This is a genomic window from uncultured Desulfobulbus sp., from assembly GCF_963662935.2.
Taxonomy (GTDB): domain Bacteria; phylum Desulfobacterota; class Desulfobulbia; order Desulfobulbales; family Desulfobulbaceae; genus Desulfobulbus.
Genome location: NZ_CAXXTL010000002.1, coordinates 1,931,695 through 1,947,034 on the forward strand (window position 1 = coordinate 1,931,695; position 15,340 = coordinate 1,947,034).

13 protein-coding genes and 1 pseudogene are annotated in these 15,340 nt (G+C 53.8%); 9 read left to right on the plus strand and 5 right to left on the minus strand.

The annotated features are described in order from the left end of the window. The first annotated feature begins 308 nt into the window (after positions 1 to 308). The 9 genes and pseudogenes from ACHZCX_RS12890 to ACHZCX_RS12930 all read left to right on the plus strand — a co-directional run bounded on the left by ACHZCX_RS12890 (position 309) and on the right by ACHZCX_RS12930 (position 8,377). Positions 309 to 1,412 carry a carboxypeptidase-like regulatory domain-containing protein gene (locus ACHZCX_RS12890; RefSeq protein WP_319587621.1) on the plus strand — a complete coding sequence of 368 codons (1,104 nt, stop codon included), beginning with the start codon at positions 309 to 311 and terminating at the stop codon, positions 1,410 to 1,412. Positions 1,413 to 1,667: 255 nt separating this feature from the next. Next, positions 1,668 to 2,192, plus strand: a complete 525-nt coding sequence (locus ACHZCX_RS12895) for an N-acetyltransferase (protein ID WP_319587622.1) — start codon at positions 1,668 to 1,670, stop codon at positions 2,190 to 2,192. A 48-nt stretch (positions 2,193 to 2,240) separates the two neighbouring features. Continuing rightward, positions 2,241 to 2,753 (plus strand): NAD(P)H-dependent oxidoreductase, encoded by a 513-nt coding sequence (locus ACHZCX_RS12900; protein ID WP_319587623.1) that lies wholly within the window; start codon positions 2,241 to 2,243, stop codon positions 2,751 to 2,753. Continuing rightward, complete coding sequence (locus ACHZCX_RS12905) at positions 2,750 to 3,424, plus strand: methyltransferase domain-containing protein (protein WP_319587624.1); 675 nt, start codon at positions 2,750 to 2,752, stop codon at positions 3,422 to 3,424. Before ACHZCX_RS12900 ends, ACHZCX_RS12905 begins: the two co-directional genes overlap by 4 nt. A gap of 278 nt (positions 3,425 to 3,702) precedes the next feature. Continuing rightward, positions 3,703 to 4,955: pseudogene (locus ACHZCX_RS12910) on the plus strand (MFS transporter). Positions 4,956 to 5,004: 49 nt separating this feature from the next. Continuing rightward, complete coding sequence (locus tag ACHZCX_RS12915; protein ID WP_319587626.1) at positions 5,005 to 5,697, plus strand: hypothetical protein; 693 nt, start codon at positions 5,005 to 5,007, stop codon at positions 5,695 to 5,697. A gap of 11 nt (positions 5,698 to 5,708) precedes the next feature. Then, a complete protein-coding gene (locus ACHZCX_RS12920; RefSeq protein WP_319587627.1) occupies positions 5,709 to 6,707 on the plus strand; it encodes a GGGtGRT protein in 999 nt (332 codons plus the stop codon). Positions 6,708 to 6,758: 51 nt separating this feature from the next. Next, positions 6,759 to 7,307: an ankyrin repeat domain-containing protein gene (locus ACHZCX_RS12925; protein ID WP_319587628.1), complete on the plus strand. Its 549-nt coding sequence runs from the start codon at positions 6,759 to 6,761 to the stop codon at positions 7,305 to 7,307. Between the two features lie 230 nt (positions 7,308 to 7,537). After that, positions 7,538 to 8,377 carry an HDOD domain-containing protein gene (locus ACHZCX_RS12930; RefSeq protein WP_319587629.1) on the plus strand — a complete coding sequence of 280 codons (840 nt, stop codon included), beginning with the start codon at positions 7,538 to 7,540 and terminating at the stop codon, positions 8,375 to 8,377. Positions 8,378 to 8,847: 470 nt separating this feature from the next. Here ACHZCX_RS12930 and ACHZCX_RS12935 read toward each other — a convergent pair whose 3' ends face one another. The 5 genes from ACHZCX_RS12935 to ACHZCX_RS12955 all read right to left on the minus strand — a co-directional run bounded on the left by ACHZCX_RS12935 (position 8,848) and on the right by ACHZCX_RS12955 (position 15,265). Continuing rightward, positions 8,848 to 9,069, minus strand: coding sequence for a hypothetical protein (locus tag ACHZCX_RS12935; RefSeq protein WP_394708791.1), 222 nt, complete (start codon positions 9,067 to 9,069; stop codon positions 8,848 to 8,850). Between the two features lie 285 nt (positions 9,070 to 9,354). Then, positions 9,355 to 10,293 carry a tetratricopeptide repeat protein gene (locus ACHZCX_RS12940; protein ID WP_319587631.1) on the minus strand — a complete coding sequence of 313 codons (939 nt, stop codon included), beginning with the start codon at positions 10,291 to 10,293 and terminating at the stop codon, positions 9,355 to 9,357. Between the two features lie 348 nt (positions 10,294 to 10,641). After that, entirely contained in the window at positions 10,642 to 11,463 is an 822-nt protein-coding gene (locus ACHZCX_RS12945) for a polysaccharide deacetylase family protein (protein ID WP_319587632.1), read from the minus strand. Continuing rightward, positions 11,460 to 14,531, minus strand: a complete 3,072-nt coding sequence (locus tag ACHZCX_RS12950; RefSeq protein ID WP_319587633.1) for a methyltransferase domain-containing protein — start codon at positions 14,529 to 14,531, stop codon at positions 11,460 to 11,462. Before ACHZCX_RS12950 ends, ACHZCX_RS12945 begins: the two co-directional genes overlap by 4 nt. Next, positions 14,528 to 15,265 carry a hypothetical protein gene (locus tag ACHZCX_RS12955; protein WP_319587634.1) on the minus strand — a complete coding sequence of 246 codons (738 nt, stop codon included), beginning with the start codon at positions 15,263 to 15,265 and terminating at the stop codon, positions 14,528 to 14,530. The genes ACHZCX_RS12950 and ACHZCX_RS12955 overlap by 4 nt, the downstream gene beginning before the upstream one ends. Positions 15,266 to 15,340 lie beyond the last annotated feature (75 nt).

Genomic DNA, 15,340 nt, shown 5'->3' on the forward strand with positions numbered 1-15,340 from the left:
TTTTCATGTCGCAAACGGCAATTCATTATCTCTCCTCGCTGTGCTCGTCGAAATGACAGAAAGAGACTTTTTACGAAACCATCAAATTTGGAATCTTGGATATCAATCTTACCTTGAGCTCCAAGAAAAAATTTTTGAATTTATTGATAAAATAGTCCTCAACCTCCGTCCGGACAAAAAAATAAACTTCTACAGGAATGGCAGAAAGCCAATCCTAAGCAAGAAGAAATCTCCTATTCTGATTTTCAAGGCGCGTATATGTCAAAATTGGTTTTTTATTCACTCATGATACAACCGGGCAATTTTAAATGGCTTCCGTAATAGAACAAATAGGCACACCTCTTCAGCTAACGGCCCTGTTCCTTCTGCTTGTCTTCGGCGTGTTACGGCTTTTGGTACGCTCGGGAAAATGGACTCCCTCTGCGTCGACCAATCGTCTCGTCATCAACCGTATCTTCCAAACTGCAATCGTGGCATTAGTCGCTGGTGTGCTCACCTCCACGCTCGGACCATCGTTTGATCGCTGGATGAACGGTGGTGAAATATTCCATGGGGCGGTTCTGTCCACGACGGGCGACCCCATCGCCGGCGCAACCATCAACCTGATAACCATTGCGACTGTTACGACGAATGGCGTTGGTCAATTCGACATTACTGTGCCTCCCGATAGGGTCCTCAAGGAATACAAACTTCAGATCAAGGCGCCCAGCTATGAGACACCGGCTGTCATGACCAAAAGCGCCGCGGACATGAAGAATGTTGAGATACGCTTGACGTCGGCTCCTCCTGAACTAGTCAAGGCCCTCGCGTCGCCCCTGTTCGTTGGTCAATATTTTGGAAATCCTTTCGTTCTGGTGTCATTGCGGGTCGAGAATGCAGGCACATCAATGACAACGATCAATGAAATACGTGGTACCTTAGTGGGCAAGGATGCTTCGTTCGTCTTGTCGCCAGCCTTTTGGACAATTGTTGGTCCGCTTGGCCCGTTTGCCCCTGTAATGGGGCCGTTCCCCATTTCTGCCGGAGCCAAGCTGGATATTCGGGTTGTGATGATGCCGGGTATGAATTTCGCCACTCTCTACAGTATGGTTGGCGCGCTGCCGGAATACAAGCTACAGCCGCCCTGCGTGCAGAAATTCAATGGCTCGGTTGATCCCATGACCGCTGACGCATACGAAAATTCCAAGGCGTTTGCTGACGAACGTTTCGCCTGGCGCGAAGGCGACTGGCATTTGAAGGTTGACGTGGTTGCAGAGAATCAAGCTCGGACTTTTCAGCGCGATTTCAACCTATCTAGTGTCGACGTCGATCATCTTCGTGCGTCCATTGCCCTGCTGAGGCAGTGCTTATCGGCAACTGCGGCTGCGCCGCTGGCGCAAGACAGCGGTATGGCCAATTTTTTGGAAAAATAAAGAGGTGAGTCAATTTTTTTATCAGAAGCAGATGGATTTTGCTTAGGGCTTGAAAAGCCAGGGGCACGATGTCGAATACCAAAGATGAAATCACTTGGGCTGTCTTTCCTGTAAAGAGGCACAGCGATTCAATCGGACATCACCGAAACCAGTAGTGCTCGCTTTCTTCTTGATGCAGAATTGCCCCACTCTGGTATTGGTCACGGGAACTGATCGAAGCGTACACTCGACTCAATGAATGAAAGAGGTGAACGAGTGCAACCTAACATTGTCATCAGAGACGAAGTCGATACCGATGCGGCCGTTATTGCCGAGGTGACTGTCGCTGCCTTCAAGACTCTGGAAATTAGCCGCCATACGGAGCAGTTCATCCTCGATGCCTTGCGCACAGCCAAGGCACTTACCGTATCGCTTGTCGCGGAATTGGAGGGAAAAATTGTCGGCCATGTTGCCTTTTCTCCGGTGACCATCTCGGACAATACGCCGAACTGGTATGGCCTTGGACCTGTCTCTGTGCTCCCGGAGTATCAACGGCAAGGTATAGGCACAGCTTTAATCCGCGAAGGCCTGTCACGACTGAGCAAGCTGAACGCCTCAGGCTGCTGCCTGGTGGGGCATCCGGAGTATTACCGGCGGTTCGGGTTCGAGAACAGAGCAGGGCTGGTCCTTGAGGGTGTTCCGCCGGAGGTCTTTTTCGCCTTGCCTTTGATCGTGCCCCCTCCTCAGGGGTTTGTTCATTTTCATGAGGCCTTCATGGCGGATGGTTCTCAGCAGGCTTGAGCAGCGTGGGTCCACCATGAGCACTCTCAAACATAGAGCCGATTTGCATTGAAGACAAAAAAGAATATCCTGGTCATCTACCACTCACAGAGTGGGACCATGGAACTCATGGCCAATCGATTTGCTCAGAGCGCTGCTCAGGAGGAGGAAGTTGACGTCGTCCTCAAAAAAGCAGGAAACGCCAACCTTGACGATCTGTTGCGCTGCAATGCCATCGCCATAGGTTCTCCTGAATATTTTGGGACCATGGCCGGCATGATCAAAGATTTCTTTGATCGCACTTTTGCATCCGCACAGGACAAGACCATCGGATTACCGTTTGTCCTTTTTGTCTGCGCAGGCAATGACGGGCGAGGTGCCATCACCCAAATCGAAAGAATTGTGGCCGGTTACAAATGGAGAAAGGTTTTGGAACACAGCAGGATCGCCGGAACTCCCACGGAAAGTGATCTCCTGGCAATTGAAGACCTTGGCCATACTTTGGAATTTTCTAAATTGAATACAGAGCTTCTTGTTGCACGTAGCCGCAACGCCTCCTCTCATTTTCCGTCCGAACGATGAAAACCGCTCTCTTTGACACCTGGACAGATAAATATGACGCCTGGTTTGAAACCCCAACAGGCCGGTTTGTCAGGCAATATGAATCAGCCCTTTTGCTGGAATTTTTAAATCCCCTCCCTGATGACAGCATTCTGGACGTGGGATGCGGAACGGGTATTTTCACCCAAGATGTCTTGAGCTGCGGGGCCAAAGTAACTGGCATTGATTTGTCTGTCCCCATGCTGGAAAGAGCTCTGATTCGTGCCGGGAATGCCAGTTATTCCGGTCTCTGTGCTGACATGAACGCATTACCGTTTCCCGACAACTGTTTTGATAAAGTGTACTCCATGACAGCGATTGAATTTGCGGATGACGCTGGACGGGTGCTTGCTGAATGTAATCGCGTCACCAGGAGGGGAGGATGGATAGTTGTAACCACCCTCAACAGTCTGAGCCCTTTGGCAGAACAAAGAACAAAGAAAGCCCAAAACGGCCATGATCTCTTTCAACAGATCTGCTTCAGATCTCCAGATGATATGCGTTTGCTCGTTCCTGAAAAGAGTAGGTGCAAAACTGCGATCCACTTTCAGAAAAATGATCCAGTCTCGCGTATTCCTGAATTAGAAAGAATCGGAAGAGAAAATAACCTGGAAACCGGCGCTTTTCTCGCCGTTCAATGGAACAAGGCTTGAAGCGTCGTTGGAAGTGACGTAGCAGTATTTTAGCCTTCACCTTCAAGCCCGGTCATCTTCGACCGGGCTTTTCTTTTCCAATCGGCAACCTGTCAACCTTGTCTTTTTTGGTTCTTCCTTGGTGGCCTGGGAATCCTTCCGTTGACAGGCTTCTATTTTGTTACGTATAACTCTAAAATATGTTGCCCTATGGGGAGAGTAATAATATTACTCTGAACCCATATAACCTCCCAACTCAACAGATCTTTTTCGATCCTTTCGATCGTTGAGGGGTTAAAATGAATACGCCCATCGAAACCTCCACCGAGACAGCAACCAGGACCCAAGCCGTTCAACCACAAGGTTGGTTGAATCGAACCGTGGTGGGTACCGGAATCGCCAGTGCCCTAGGCGATTTCTGCTATGAAACTACCACGTTCAACCTGCCGGGGATTATTGCCGTCCTCGGCCTGCCGGCGGCGGTGCTGGGGACCATTGAGGGGATTGCCGATGCTGTGGCCAGCTTCACCAAGATGCTCTCCGGTTACATTGCTGACAAGCTTGGGCATCGTAAACTGCTTGTCATTGTCGGGTATAGCCTGACACCCATCGGTCAGATGCTGATCGCCTTAGCAGCTGGCTGGCCTCTGATTCTTTCTGGCCCGATTGTCTCCTGGTTCGGCAAGGGATTACGCGGCCCACTGCGGGATGCAATTGTCATTCAGGCGGTAAGTCCGGAGACCCGGGGGCGGGCCTTTGGCTTTCATAGAGCCATGGACACTATCGGCGCGGTCCTTGGACCGATGCTGGGAGTTGCCCTGTTGGGGTGGGCCCAGGGCTGGAATGGGCATGACACGTCTTTTGCTTTCCGCTTCGTTCTCTGGTTCTTGGTGATCCCCGGTCTGCTTGCGATCCTGTCCTTTTTTATCATGGTGCAGGACCCGGAGCATTCGCCCAATCCGGCACTTAAATTCTTCCATTCCCTGCTTGACCTGCCGTTGTGTTTTAAACGCTACCTCGTCGCAGTGGGACTTTTCAGTGTCGGCGACTTCTCGCACAGCCTGCTGATCCTCGCCGCGTCCATGGGAGTCGTTCAGGCTACCCAGGTAGCTGGTCTGCTGTATGTCTGGCGTAATATAGTGCAGGTGGCGGTATCCTTTCCCATCGGCATGCTGGCTGATCGTTTCGGTCACTTGTCGACGTTGGTCATCGGCTATGCACTGGGTGCGTTCACAGCTGTCCTGACGGCCTTGGCTTGTTTACTTCAAATTGAAAGCGTTTCTTTTATGGGCGTTATCTTTTTCATAGCCGGGCATTACATGGCCGTGCAAGAAGCGCTGGAATCAACGGTCACCGCAGAGATGGTCAGTCAAGACACGCTGACCATGAGTATCGGGGCGCTCGGCACCGTCAACGGCACAGCCAAATTTGTTTCCAGTCAATGGTAGGCGTGCTGTGGACAGTTATTTCGTCGGTATTCAGCTTTGCACTTGCTGCCCTGCTTATGACCGCTGGTACAGTTGTCTTGCTGTGGACTGAGAGAAAAGAGTAGGATTGGTTGTCAAGATGCCAAATGTTTTCAAAAAAAATAGGGAGGCTCTATGTTCTATTCCGCAGAAGTTGACCACATGACCTGTGTGGCCAAAGGGCCAAATCATGGCCCCGCGCCCATCCCCCAGGAAGGGCGGTGGACCCAGGCCAAGGAGATCAAGGATATCGCCGGCCTGACCCACGGTGTGGGCTGGTGTGCGCCCCAGCAGGGAGCCTGCAAGCTCACCCTGAACATCAAGGACGGCATCATCGAGGAGGCCCTGGTCGAGGTGATTGGCTGCTCGGGCATGACCCACTCGGCGGCCATGGCGGCGGAGATCCTGCCCGGGAAAACCATTCTTGAGGCACTCAACACCGATCTGGTGTGCGACGCCATCAACACTGCCATGCGCGAACTGTTTTTGCAGATCGTCTACGGCCGCTCCCAGACCGCCTTTTCCGAGGGCGGGTTGCCCATCGGCGCCGGACTGGAGGATTTGGGCAAGGGGCTGCGCAGCCAGGTAGGCACCATGTACGGTACCAAGGCTAAAGGTGTGCGCTACCTGGAAATGGCGGAAGGGTATGTGACCCGACTCGCCTTGGATGCCAACGACGAGGTCATCGGCTACGAGTTCGTCCATCTCGGCAAGATGATGGAGATGATTCAACAGGGCACCAGCGCCGATGTGGCACTGATCAATGCCACCGGCAGCTATGGCCGCTTTGCCGAGGCGGTCCGGACCATCAATCCCCGGCACGAATAAGGAGACCGATCATGGCCCTTTTTGAAGGATACGAAAGAAGAATAGAGAAAATCAACACGGTACTGGCGCAGTGGGGCATTGCTTCCCTTGAAGAGGCTCGGGCGCTGTGTGAGGCCAAAGGCGTCGATGTCCATTCTATCGTCAAGGACATCCAGCCGATCTGCTTCGAGAACGCCTGCTGGGCGTATACCCTGGGGGCGGCTATAGCCCGTAAAAAAGGAGAGAGCAAGGCGATGGACATCGCCCGTACTCTGGGCGAGGGCCTCCAAGCCTTTTGCATTCCCGGTTCGGTTGCCGAGGAGCGCAAGGTGGGCATCGGGCACGGCAACCTGGCCTCCATGCTGCTTTCCGAGGCAACCAAATGCTTCGCCTTCCTCGCTGGACACGAGTCCTTTGCCGCCGCCGAAGGTGCGATCGGTCTGGCCCGCTCGGCTAACAAGGCCCGTACCGAACCATTGCGGGTGATCCTCAACGGGTTGGGCAAGGATGCCGCTCAGATCATCTCCCGGATCAATGGCTTCACCTATGTGCAAACCCAATTCGATTATGCCACCGGCACGCTGAGTGTTGTTCGCGAAATCGCCTACTCCTCCGAGGAACGGGGCAAGGTGCGCTGTTACGGCGCCGATGACGTTCGTGAAGGGGTGGCTATCAACCACCTTGAGGAGGTAGATGTCTCCATCACCGGCAACTCCACCAATCCGACCCGTTTTCAGCATCCGGTGGCCGGCACGTACAAGAAGGAGTGCATCGAGCGGGGCAAGAAGTACTTTTCCGTGGCTTCCGGCGGCGGTACGGGCCGCACTCTGCATCCCGACAACATGGCCGCCGGCCCGGCCTCCTATGGCATGACTGACACCCTTGGGCGAATGCATTCCGACGCCCAGTTTGCCGGTTCCTCCTCGGTTCCCGCCCATGTGGAAATGATGGGCTTTATCGGTATGGGTAATAATCCCATGGTGGGCGCCTCGGTCGCGGTCGCCGTGGCTTTGGCTGCCGCCTCCGCATGAACAATGCAAAATCAACTGTAGAGAAAAAATTAACCCCACATTGGATGAATTTTGTTCACCATCACCTCATTGAATCCAACTCGTACTATGAAAAATTTCTTGGAGAGATATTTTTTAAAAATTTACAAACAAATAGCATTCCTGATTATTTCGGTTTCTATCGTTTCCTGTTTTCGTCCCGCTACACCTGACGATGATCTGGCGAGCGCAATACTCCTCGGTGATATTGTTGCGGTTCAACAAGCACTGGATCGCGGTGCGAATGTCACGAGGGTCTATCAAGACGGGACGACACCACTGATATCTGCGTGCAGAGAGGTCAAGAATTACCATGGCGAAGCTGGTGCGGAGGTGACTGTTAGTGTGAAAGCGGATCTCAAAAGTTCTCAGACCAGCATGAACGTCAAAGCTCATGATGTCCATGCTTCTCACTCCTCGCAAACAGTGAAAGGCAATCGGGAGATTGTGGAACTCCTCATTGCAAGAGGAGCGGATGTGCATGCAAAGGATAAGGAAGGTCATACGGCTCTTATTCTCGCGATCCGGAATAATATGCCCGAGATCGCAGGAATTCTCCGGAAAGCAGGAGCTAAGGAATAAGCGATTGCAAGTGAAGTTCAGCAGATATGGTCCTTAATTCCAATTTTAAAAACCCTGGCAATTCGTTGTTTTTTCAAAAATTTTCTCTAATCTCATGGGACCTGACAGCTGCTCATATTAGAAGTGGCAGAGTTTATCCTCCAGGTACGCATTTGCCGGATGAGTCATAATTTTTATAGGCGCGGTTGCCTTAGGGGGTGCGCGCCAAAGGTTAAAAGGAAGGGAGCCAGATGAAAAATCAGGAAATATTTTTAAATCGCCTCAATAAACTTCTGGAATCTGATCAAGGCACCTTACCTGTCTTTAGTGCTGTATCCCTGAAGATCCAACTTGAACTCATTAAAGATCACCCTGATCTTAAAGTTATAGAAAAATTCATTATTGAGGATCAATCGCTTTCCAGTACTGTTTTAAGAATAGCTAATTCTGTAAAATACTGCGGATTGATCGAAACAACGACTGTCAAATCGGCCATTGTCAGGCTTGGTATGGCTGAGATCATGCAAATCGTCTGCACTGACATCAATAACAAAATGTTCAGTTCTCAAGATGATGCGATTGATGCCATCATGAGAAGATTGTGGCAACATTCAGTTGGCTGCGCTTTTTCTGCAGGTATTCTAGCAAATACGCTCTCTTGCGGCGTCTTGCAAGACGAGGCTTTTTCCGCAGGGCTTTTTCATGACATTGGTAAATTGTTCATTCTCAAAATTATCGATGATAAAAAAAATAATAAATATTTAGGGGTTGTCGATGATTATATGCTTGAAGTTATAGAATCGCTCCATGCAAAACAGGGCTATCGGCTGATGATTCGAATGAAATTGCCGAGAATGTATGCTGTTGTTGCTCGTGACCATCACCTGCATAAATACGACAGGGACAATCCCCTCCTCGTGTTGGTCAAATTGGCCAACAACATCTGCCATCAACTTGGGATCGGGCTTGTCGCCAACCCTTCTCTTGACATAATGACGACCGAAGAAGCGGCCTTGCTCAACTTGACAGAACCGATTTTGGAAAAATTAAGAAAATTCTTGATGAATAACCCCAATTTTGCGGGCTCATAAGCAATGAGAATGCAAGGATGGAATTGGGGAATGGAAACTGAGGAAACTCGATTCTGCGAGGTGGGCGCGAGTTCAATTGCCTTGGGCAAAAAATAAGGGGGCGAGGGGCTTTTTGGGTGGCGGATCTATGGTGTTTATTCCAGCTTGTCATATAAAGGCCACAGCCGGAAAAATCTGTGGCTGGATGGGAGAGAGTGCTGCACAAGACTGAACCTTGTTCGCCGGCATGGCCGGCTCCTACAAGCAAACTCGATACCCTTGGGGTAGGAGCGGGCCATGCCCGCGATGTGAATCCTGAATTGTTGCGTCTACTTGGGTGTCATTTCGACCGAACGGGAGAAATCCCGAGATTCCTCACATCCGTTCGGATTGACAAATTCAAGGATTGTGACCGCGTGAAAAAGACAAGCTGACTCGAACATCTTCAATGCAACTGCAAATAAAAAAAATCAAAGTCCGAAAGAGCCACTTCACCGGTTACCCTTTTCTTTGATATTCGGCTCCGGTTCGCAGTCAAAATGACCTAAGGGGCGTTTAAAGGTGTACGTTGCCGGAGAGGCGACCAGGCTGTCCCAGGACTCCTGTGTATTGCCGCCAAGCGCTGCAAATGGAGAGGAAACCACAAAAAGAGCGAATCCCGTGACCGTTGCGACCGCTCCAACCGGTCTGGCGAGTGTGGCATCAGCAATCATCAGCCCTCCGTCCTTTTGAGACTTCGTTTCATAATCCCTGGCCCAAACAGGTGTCCCCAAAAAAACAGTGGCAAAAACAGTCAATAAGAAAAATGCTTGGATGCTCTTGCTGCAGTCGTGCATTGAATCTCTCCTCCCTTGAGTTTGAAAAATTCTTTCACACCGCTGGCGTGGTTCAATGCCGGTTGAGTGCTGCTCTAAAATATACTGAGTTGGAGAGAGAAATCGAGACTTTTTAATCGACTGGCTGGAAAGTGCTCTGGCAGCGGTCTCTTTCTTAACGTTTCAGTTTTCCTCATCCGCTTCATTGTCTTCTGTATACGCTTTGCTCTCTTTATAGGCCGCTAATCGCACCTGTGCCCGTCGACTTGCGTCGTGCTTCTCGGCTTCACCCAGTTTCGCATTGGCCTGGAGCATGGAATCGGATTTTGTGGCCGCCTCAATCGCTTTCTCAAATTCATTGTTCCGCGCATACGCAGCAGCCAGTGCCGCCCAGCTTGCGAAATGGTTTGGATCTTTCTCCGTGGCTTTGTGGGCATAGGCGACCGCTTTTTTTCCATCGACATACTGCTTCTCTTGACAGGTGGCATACAGGTAGGCCAGATGAACCCATCCGCTCACATTGCCTTTTTCCGCGGCTTTAGAGTACCAATCGATGGCCTGGCGGTAATCCCTGGAGACCCCTTGGCCGGTTTTATACAGATAGGCAATAGAAGCGGGGGCATAGATGTTTCCAGCCCTGTCCGCCATGTTCAATAATTCTAAGGCTTTGTTGTAATCTTTGGGCACCCCTCGGCCCAGCCGGTAGAGCCGGGCAAGCAAGGTGGCGGCATTCGCATCCCCTTTTGCCAGCGACTTCTCGGCCCATTCGACGGTTTTCGTATACTCTTGCGGAACGCCTATCCCTTTGTAATAGAACCAGGCCAGCATGTATTGGGAACCAGCATATCCCCCTTCAGCTGACTTCAGCATCCATTCCGCCGCCTTGCTGTAATCCTCGGGAACACCATTGCCTTCAAGATACAACTGGGCCAGCTGGCCTTGTGCTTTCGCATCGTGGTTATCAGCTCTTTCGCGCAACATCGGCAGGGCTTCATCGTATTTTTTTTCAGCAATCAGCTGATAGGGCAAGGCTTCCTCCTGTTGCGCTCTGGCATCGGCCGCTTGTGCCGTTGCGGCCGAGCTTCCATCCGGTTGAGCCGCAGCGCCGCCGGATTGCGTCAAGGCGTTCCCGGCGGTCACCATCTGGGCCGCAGAGATGGCATAGGGGACAGCGGCGGTGCACCCATTGAGGGCGCAAGCGGCAACTGCGATCAATAGACACCGGCAAGTGTGAAGAAAGCGTTCCCCCAGCCCTTCATTTATTCTCATGATTTCAATGCTGTAAAAGGGTATTTCAGGATGTGCGGGGTGTTGTTTTCTCATTTGGATATCATCGACTATTTAGAGACGTTGCCTTTCTTGTATTCGGCAGTGTTTTCAGTGAAAGAGAGCAGTCTTGTTCCTGGGCTCGCAGGGGGGGGGGCTGCGCCATGAGCAAGTGTGGGGATGAATATAGCAGGTTTCAGGCGGTCAGTCCGGTTGTTTTTCCCCTGAAATCATCACCGGCTGGTCGATGAGGGTGGCGAGCGGGACCACCTGGTCCGCTTGAGACAAGCGTGCAAAGAGGCGATGAAGTTCTTGGGGCCAGTTGATTTTCGCCTTTTCATCCTGGGGTGGATTGTCGTGGAGCAGCAAAATGTCCCCCGGTTGCAGCTGCCTGAGGACTCTGGAGGCCAAGTTGTGGACATTCCGGTTGCCCCGGTCAAAGATCCGGCAACTGAAGGTGAGAGTTTGCAGCCCCAGAGAAGTAAGAGCCGGTTGGAGCCGGGGACTGGTGATGCCGATTGGCGGCCGGAAAAGCAGTGGGCGGATCCCTAACTTGGCGAGCACCTCCTGGGTAGCCCGGATATCTTCTTCCAGGGCTCTGCAGCTCCGCAGCATGAGCAGGTTGTCATGGCGAAAAGAGTGGTTGCCGATGGTGTGGCCGTGGGCGAGAATGGCCGCAATCAACTCCGGATGGGCGGCGGCCTGCCTGCCGATCACAAAGAAGGTGGCCGGCAGCCGGTATTGGGCCAGCAGCTCCAGCAGTACGGGGGTGGAGGCGGGAAAAGGGCCATCGTCGAAGGTGAGGGCTATCCCCGTGGCGCCTTGCTTCCCCCTGGAAATCACCGGCAGGAAAAAGGACCAGCGGGGAAGAAAGGGTGCGGCCAGGCAAGCGAGGAGAAAGAGAGCCAGGGGCACGGTGGCGATTTGCGGGATGGTGCTGCACCCGAGGAAGCCAGCTGACAAGAAGGCGAGGCAGCCCGTCTTTTCGGCTAAACTGAGACTACGACACCAGGTGAACCCGATCATTGGGCTGTTGCTCCAGCCTTGCGGCCGACCATCCAGAAGAGTTCACTGTTGATTGCGGCGTCCAATCTGAGATCAACAAACCCTGATTCGGCCATCATCTGATTCAGGTCTTCAGGACTGCGGTACCAGGGACGCCTGCCTCTGATCCGAACCCGCCAATCCTCAAGATACCAGCATTTCGAACGTTTTCCCTGCGGCTGGACCACAAAGCGCACAAGCAACATGCCGCCTGCGGCCAGCAGCTCCCGACTGCGCTTCAGGGTGGCCGCCAATTGTTGCTCATCGAGATAATGCGACATATCCAGGAGCAGGACGACATCAACCGGTTGCTCCAGATCGGGTAGATCCGGCGCCGCCCCCACGATCATCTGCCCCCGGTCTCCGGCCGCCCGGCTCGCCACCCGGACCCGATCCGGATCCGGATCGACCCCGATCACCGTGGTTCCCGGCAGGTGTTCCAGACACCAGCAGGCCGGGACGCCGTAGCCGCAGCCGATATCGAGAATCGTCTTGATTGCCGTGCACTCGGCCAACCAGTGCGGCAGCTCGCTGAACAGGGGATCGAATTTGAGCTTGAACCGGGCGAACATCCGGGGATAGGCCTCCAGCAGCCGGTAACGGTGCAGGATGCGTTGCGTTATGGTTCCGGTCGGTACGGCCGTGTTGCTGTCCTGCCGGAAATTGGCGCGTAATAGGGGCGGGAGAAGCAGAAAGGTGCCGAGCAGGGAATAGCCGATGCCGAGCAGCGAGGTGATGCCCACGCTCTTTAAGGTGGCGTGTTGGGCAAAGCAGAGCACACCGAAGCCGATCAAAGTCGAGGCGGCGGCCATGAGCACCGCGCTGCGCACCAGGACATGGCCTGGGTGGTCGATAGTTCCATACCATTGACAACCCCGGACCGTGAAAATAGCATAGTCGTCCCCCATGCCGAGGATGACCACAGAGAGCATCAGGCCTGGGATATCCAAGGGATGGCCGATGAGTTTCAGGGTGCCCAGCGTGCAGATATAGGCAAAAACCAGGGGCGTCAAGGTGATCAGAGTCAACCGCCAGTTGAGGAACTGGACAAACAACAGCAGGGTCACCATGGCCGTGATAATGACCAGCAAGGTGGCGAAGGTGGAAAAAAGAATCTCCCCTAGGCGAGTGGAAAAATAGTTGGCGTCGAACACCTTGTTGCCTTTGCCGTAGGATGCAAGAAAACCGGGGGCATCGTAGTTTTTGCCAGGGGTTACGGTAATGAATTGAATAAGTTGACCGTTTTCCTTGGCGGTGATGCCCAGCAGTTTGCTGTACCTGTCATCAAGAACAGGTGTCGCTTGGGTGAGAGCGGGGTCGATCAGGGCAAAAAAGGGGGCAAAGGCATCGGCCGTAAAGCCGAGGGCTGTTCCTTCCCGGACCAACTCATTTTTTACCTGCGCCACCCGTTCGACTGTCCAGAACTCTCGCCAGGCGGTGAGATTGTCCCGGCTACGGTCCTGTCCGGGAAAAAGCATGGACGGCACAAACACCGATTGAATCCGGCCGAGCTGCACATCCTTTTCCACCTGCGCCAGCAATTGATCGTTGTGCGCTTGCAGGTCCGCCATGGAAGCGGCCGTGGTCATCAGGTAGACCTTGGCGCCGACATCGCCCCAAATCTTGGTGAACACCCGGTCCTCGGCCTGGGTCTTTTCGCTGACCGTGTTCATCTCGCTGAGACTGATACGGAATTCGGGCTTGGCAAAAAACAGCAGCACCAGGGCCAGGACCAGGGCTGCAATCGCCCCGGGCTTGCCGGTGTTGAAGAGCCGGTCGGCAAGCAGATGCAGGGGCAAAACGCGGTTGCCGCCCGCGGGCATGACCGGAAATATTTTTGGAAAAAGAGTGTGGATAAACAGGTAGGTGAATACAAAGCCAAGGGCGGTGAATTGTCCCAGCTCGGTAAACACCGGAAAATCGCTCAGGCTGAGCACCAGAAACGCGCCGATGGTCGTAACCATGGCCATGCCCCCACCAATGGATTTTGCCTCTCTGGCCGCATGCTCGCCTCGGGTTGCATGGGGCCGATCGAGAAACAGCAGGTAGGTGATGCTGTGGTCGTCCATGATCGAGATGAGAGCACCCGAGAAGCCGAGCACCATGATTGAGATGGAGGAGTGGAACAGGGAATAGACGAACAACGCCATCGCGGTTCCAGCCACGGCCGGCAGGAGGGACAGGAGACCGATCAGAGGGCGGGGAAAGGCGAACAGCAGCAGCAGGGCGATGCCGGCCGTGGTGAGACCCAGGGCCAGCTGGACATCGTGGCGGATAATGGCTTCATTGTCCAGGGCGGCCCGAAAGGCGCCGGCCGGGGTGAGGGTGACCTGGATGCCTGAAGGCGCATAGTGCTGAGCAAGTTCAGCGCCGACTGCGGCAAAGAGATCGGCCAGTTTTCGGGCCGTGTCTCCATCGGTTCCGGCGGCGGCCGGGCGGCCGGTGACCAGGAGATGCTGTCCATCCTGAGAAAGGAGGTGGCCCTTGTAGACAGTGGCCTGTTGCGACGGCGCCAGATGGATCAGCTTGGCTAGGACCGGATCCTTGAACCCGAGGGGATCGGGACCGATAAAGGCCGACTGGCCGATGCCGTCCATGCCGGTCATGCCCGCCATCAGGCTCTCCAGCCGTTGCCGGATGGCGCTGCCCTGCAAACGGGGGGCGATCGTGTTCTCCAGCTCCTCGCGGGAAAAGAGCAGGGGCAGTTCACTAACCACCCGGTGCGCCAGTTCCGGTACCAGGGCACCGACATCAGCCATTCCCACCTCGGCAAAAAGATCGCTGGTCCGCATGGCTTCCTGCAGGCGTTCACCGCAGGCCACCAGAATATCCGGGGCTTTCTTGTCGATCATCACATCAACCGCCACCTGATCGTGGATGGGATGGTTGCGAAAGATCTCCAGCGCATCGGTAATGACCTGCTCATGCGCCGGCAGGGTTTTGACCACATCCGTATCGATGTGCAGCCGCTTGAGTCCCATAAAGCCAAAGACGCAGACCGCAACGCCGACAAGGAGGAGGAGGGGGTAGTTGATGGAAGAGGATTTCATTGCCGGGCAAAAAGGAAGAGGGCGATGGCAGTCGCTGCAACCGCGAGGTGCAGGGCTAAGATCAGCCCCTTGTTATTGTGATAGATTTCATTGTATCGTTGGATGATCGAGAGTCCGCCGCACAGAGTACGCAGCTTGTCGAGCCAGACGGTTTTGTTGTCGCTGCTGGTCAGCCTTTGGAAGGCGCACATGGGCCGGAGGGCGAAATACCGCGCATCACAGCTCTGCAGCAGTCCGTCAAAGGGGATGCCTCGCCATTGCTCGCGGACGATCCGTTCGGCAAAGGCGCGGTTGACGGCATAGGCATGGGCGAGACAGCGATACTGCACCTGGACCACGGCTCTCTGGCCGATTTGCCGGCTGCCGTTGGTGAGGCACCCAAGGAAAAAGGCGTCCCAGGCGCTGGTAGCCTGGAGAAAAAGGCAGGCCTGGTGGAGCCGTTCTGCACTGAAGTCGCGAAAGAACACGTCATCCTCAAACACCAGGATATGTCGGGCACCAGCCTCCAGGCCAAGGGACAGGCAGCGCAAGTGCGACTGATAAATTCCCCGTTCCGGATTCGCCTCGTCCTTGATGACCACGATAAATTCCATTCGTTGGTCCAAACCGGCCAGGGCAAACTGATTTTTGGCCTCCCGCATCCTGTCGGGGCGGCTCTCCAGGGTGATGCAGTATATTTTGTCAAAGAAGTTCCAGCCGAGGCGCTGGCTTATCGTATCCCGATCTGCTCCCATGTTGCTTCCCCGGCCCCGGTAGTTTACAATAGACTCCTGTGCCCTGCGGAGAGTCCGAACGGTTGTTCTCTCCTC

Coding starts and splice junctions, on each gene's coding strand:
- ACHZCX_RS12890 (WP_319587621.1), top strand. CDS start 309: ATGGCTTCCGTAATAGAACAAATAGGCACACCTCTTCAGCTAACGGCC.
- ACHZCX_RS12905 (WP_319587624.1), top strand. CDS start 2,750: ATGAAAACCGCTCTCTTTGACACCTGGACAGATAAATATGACGCCTGG.
- ACHZCX_RS12915 (WP_319587626.1), top strand. CDS start 5,005: ATGTTCTATTCCGCAGAAGTTGACCACATGACCTGTGTGGCCAAAGGG.
- ACHZCX_RS12920 (WP_319587627.1), top strand. CDS start 5,709: ATGGCCCTTTTTGAAGGATACGAAAGAAGAATAGAGAAAATCAACACG.
- ACHZCX_RS12930 (WP_319587629.1), top strand. CDS start 7,538: ATGAAAAATCAGGAAATATTTTTAAATCGCCTCAATAAACTTCTGGAA.
- ACHZCX_RS12935 (WP_394708791.1), bottom strand. CDS start 9,069: ATGATTGCTGATGCCACACTCGCCAGACCGGTTGGAGCGGTCGCAACG.
- ACHZCX_RS12945 (WP_319587632.1), bottom strand. CDS start 11,463: ATGATCGGGTTCACCTGGTGTCGTAGTCTCAGTTTAGCCGAAAAGACG.
- ACHZCX_RS12950 (WP_319587633.1), bottom strand. CDS start 14,531: ATGAAATCCTCTTCCATCAACTACCCCCTCCTCCTCCTTGTCGGCGTT.
- ACHZCX_RS12955 (WP_319587634.1), bottom strand. CDS start 15,265: ATGGGAGCAGATCGGGATACGATAAGCCAGCGCCTCGGCTGGAACTTC.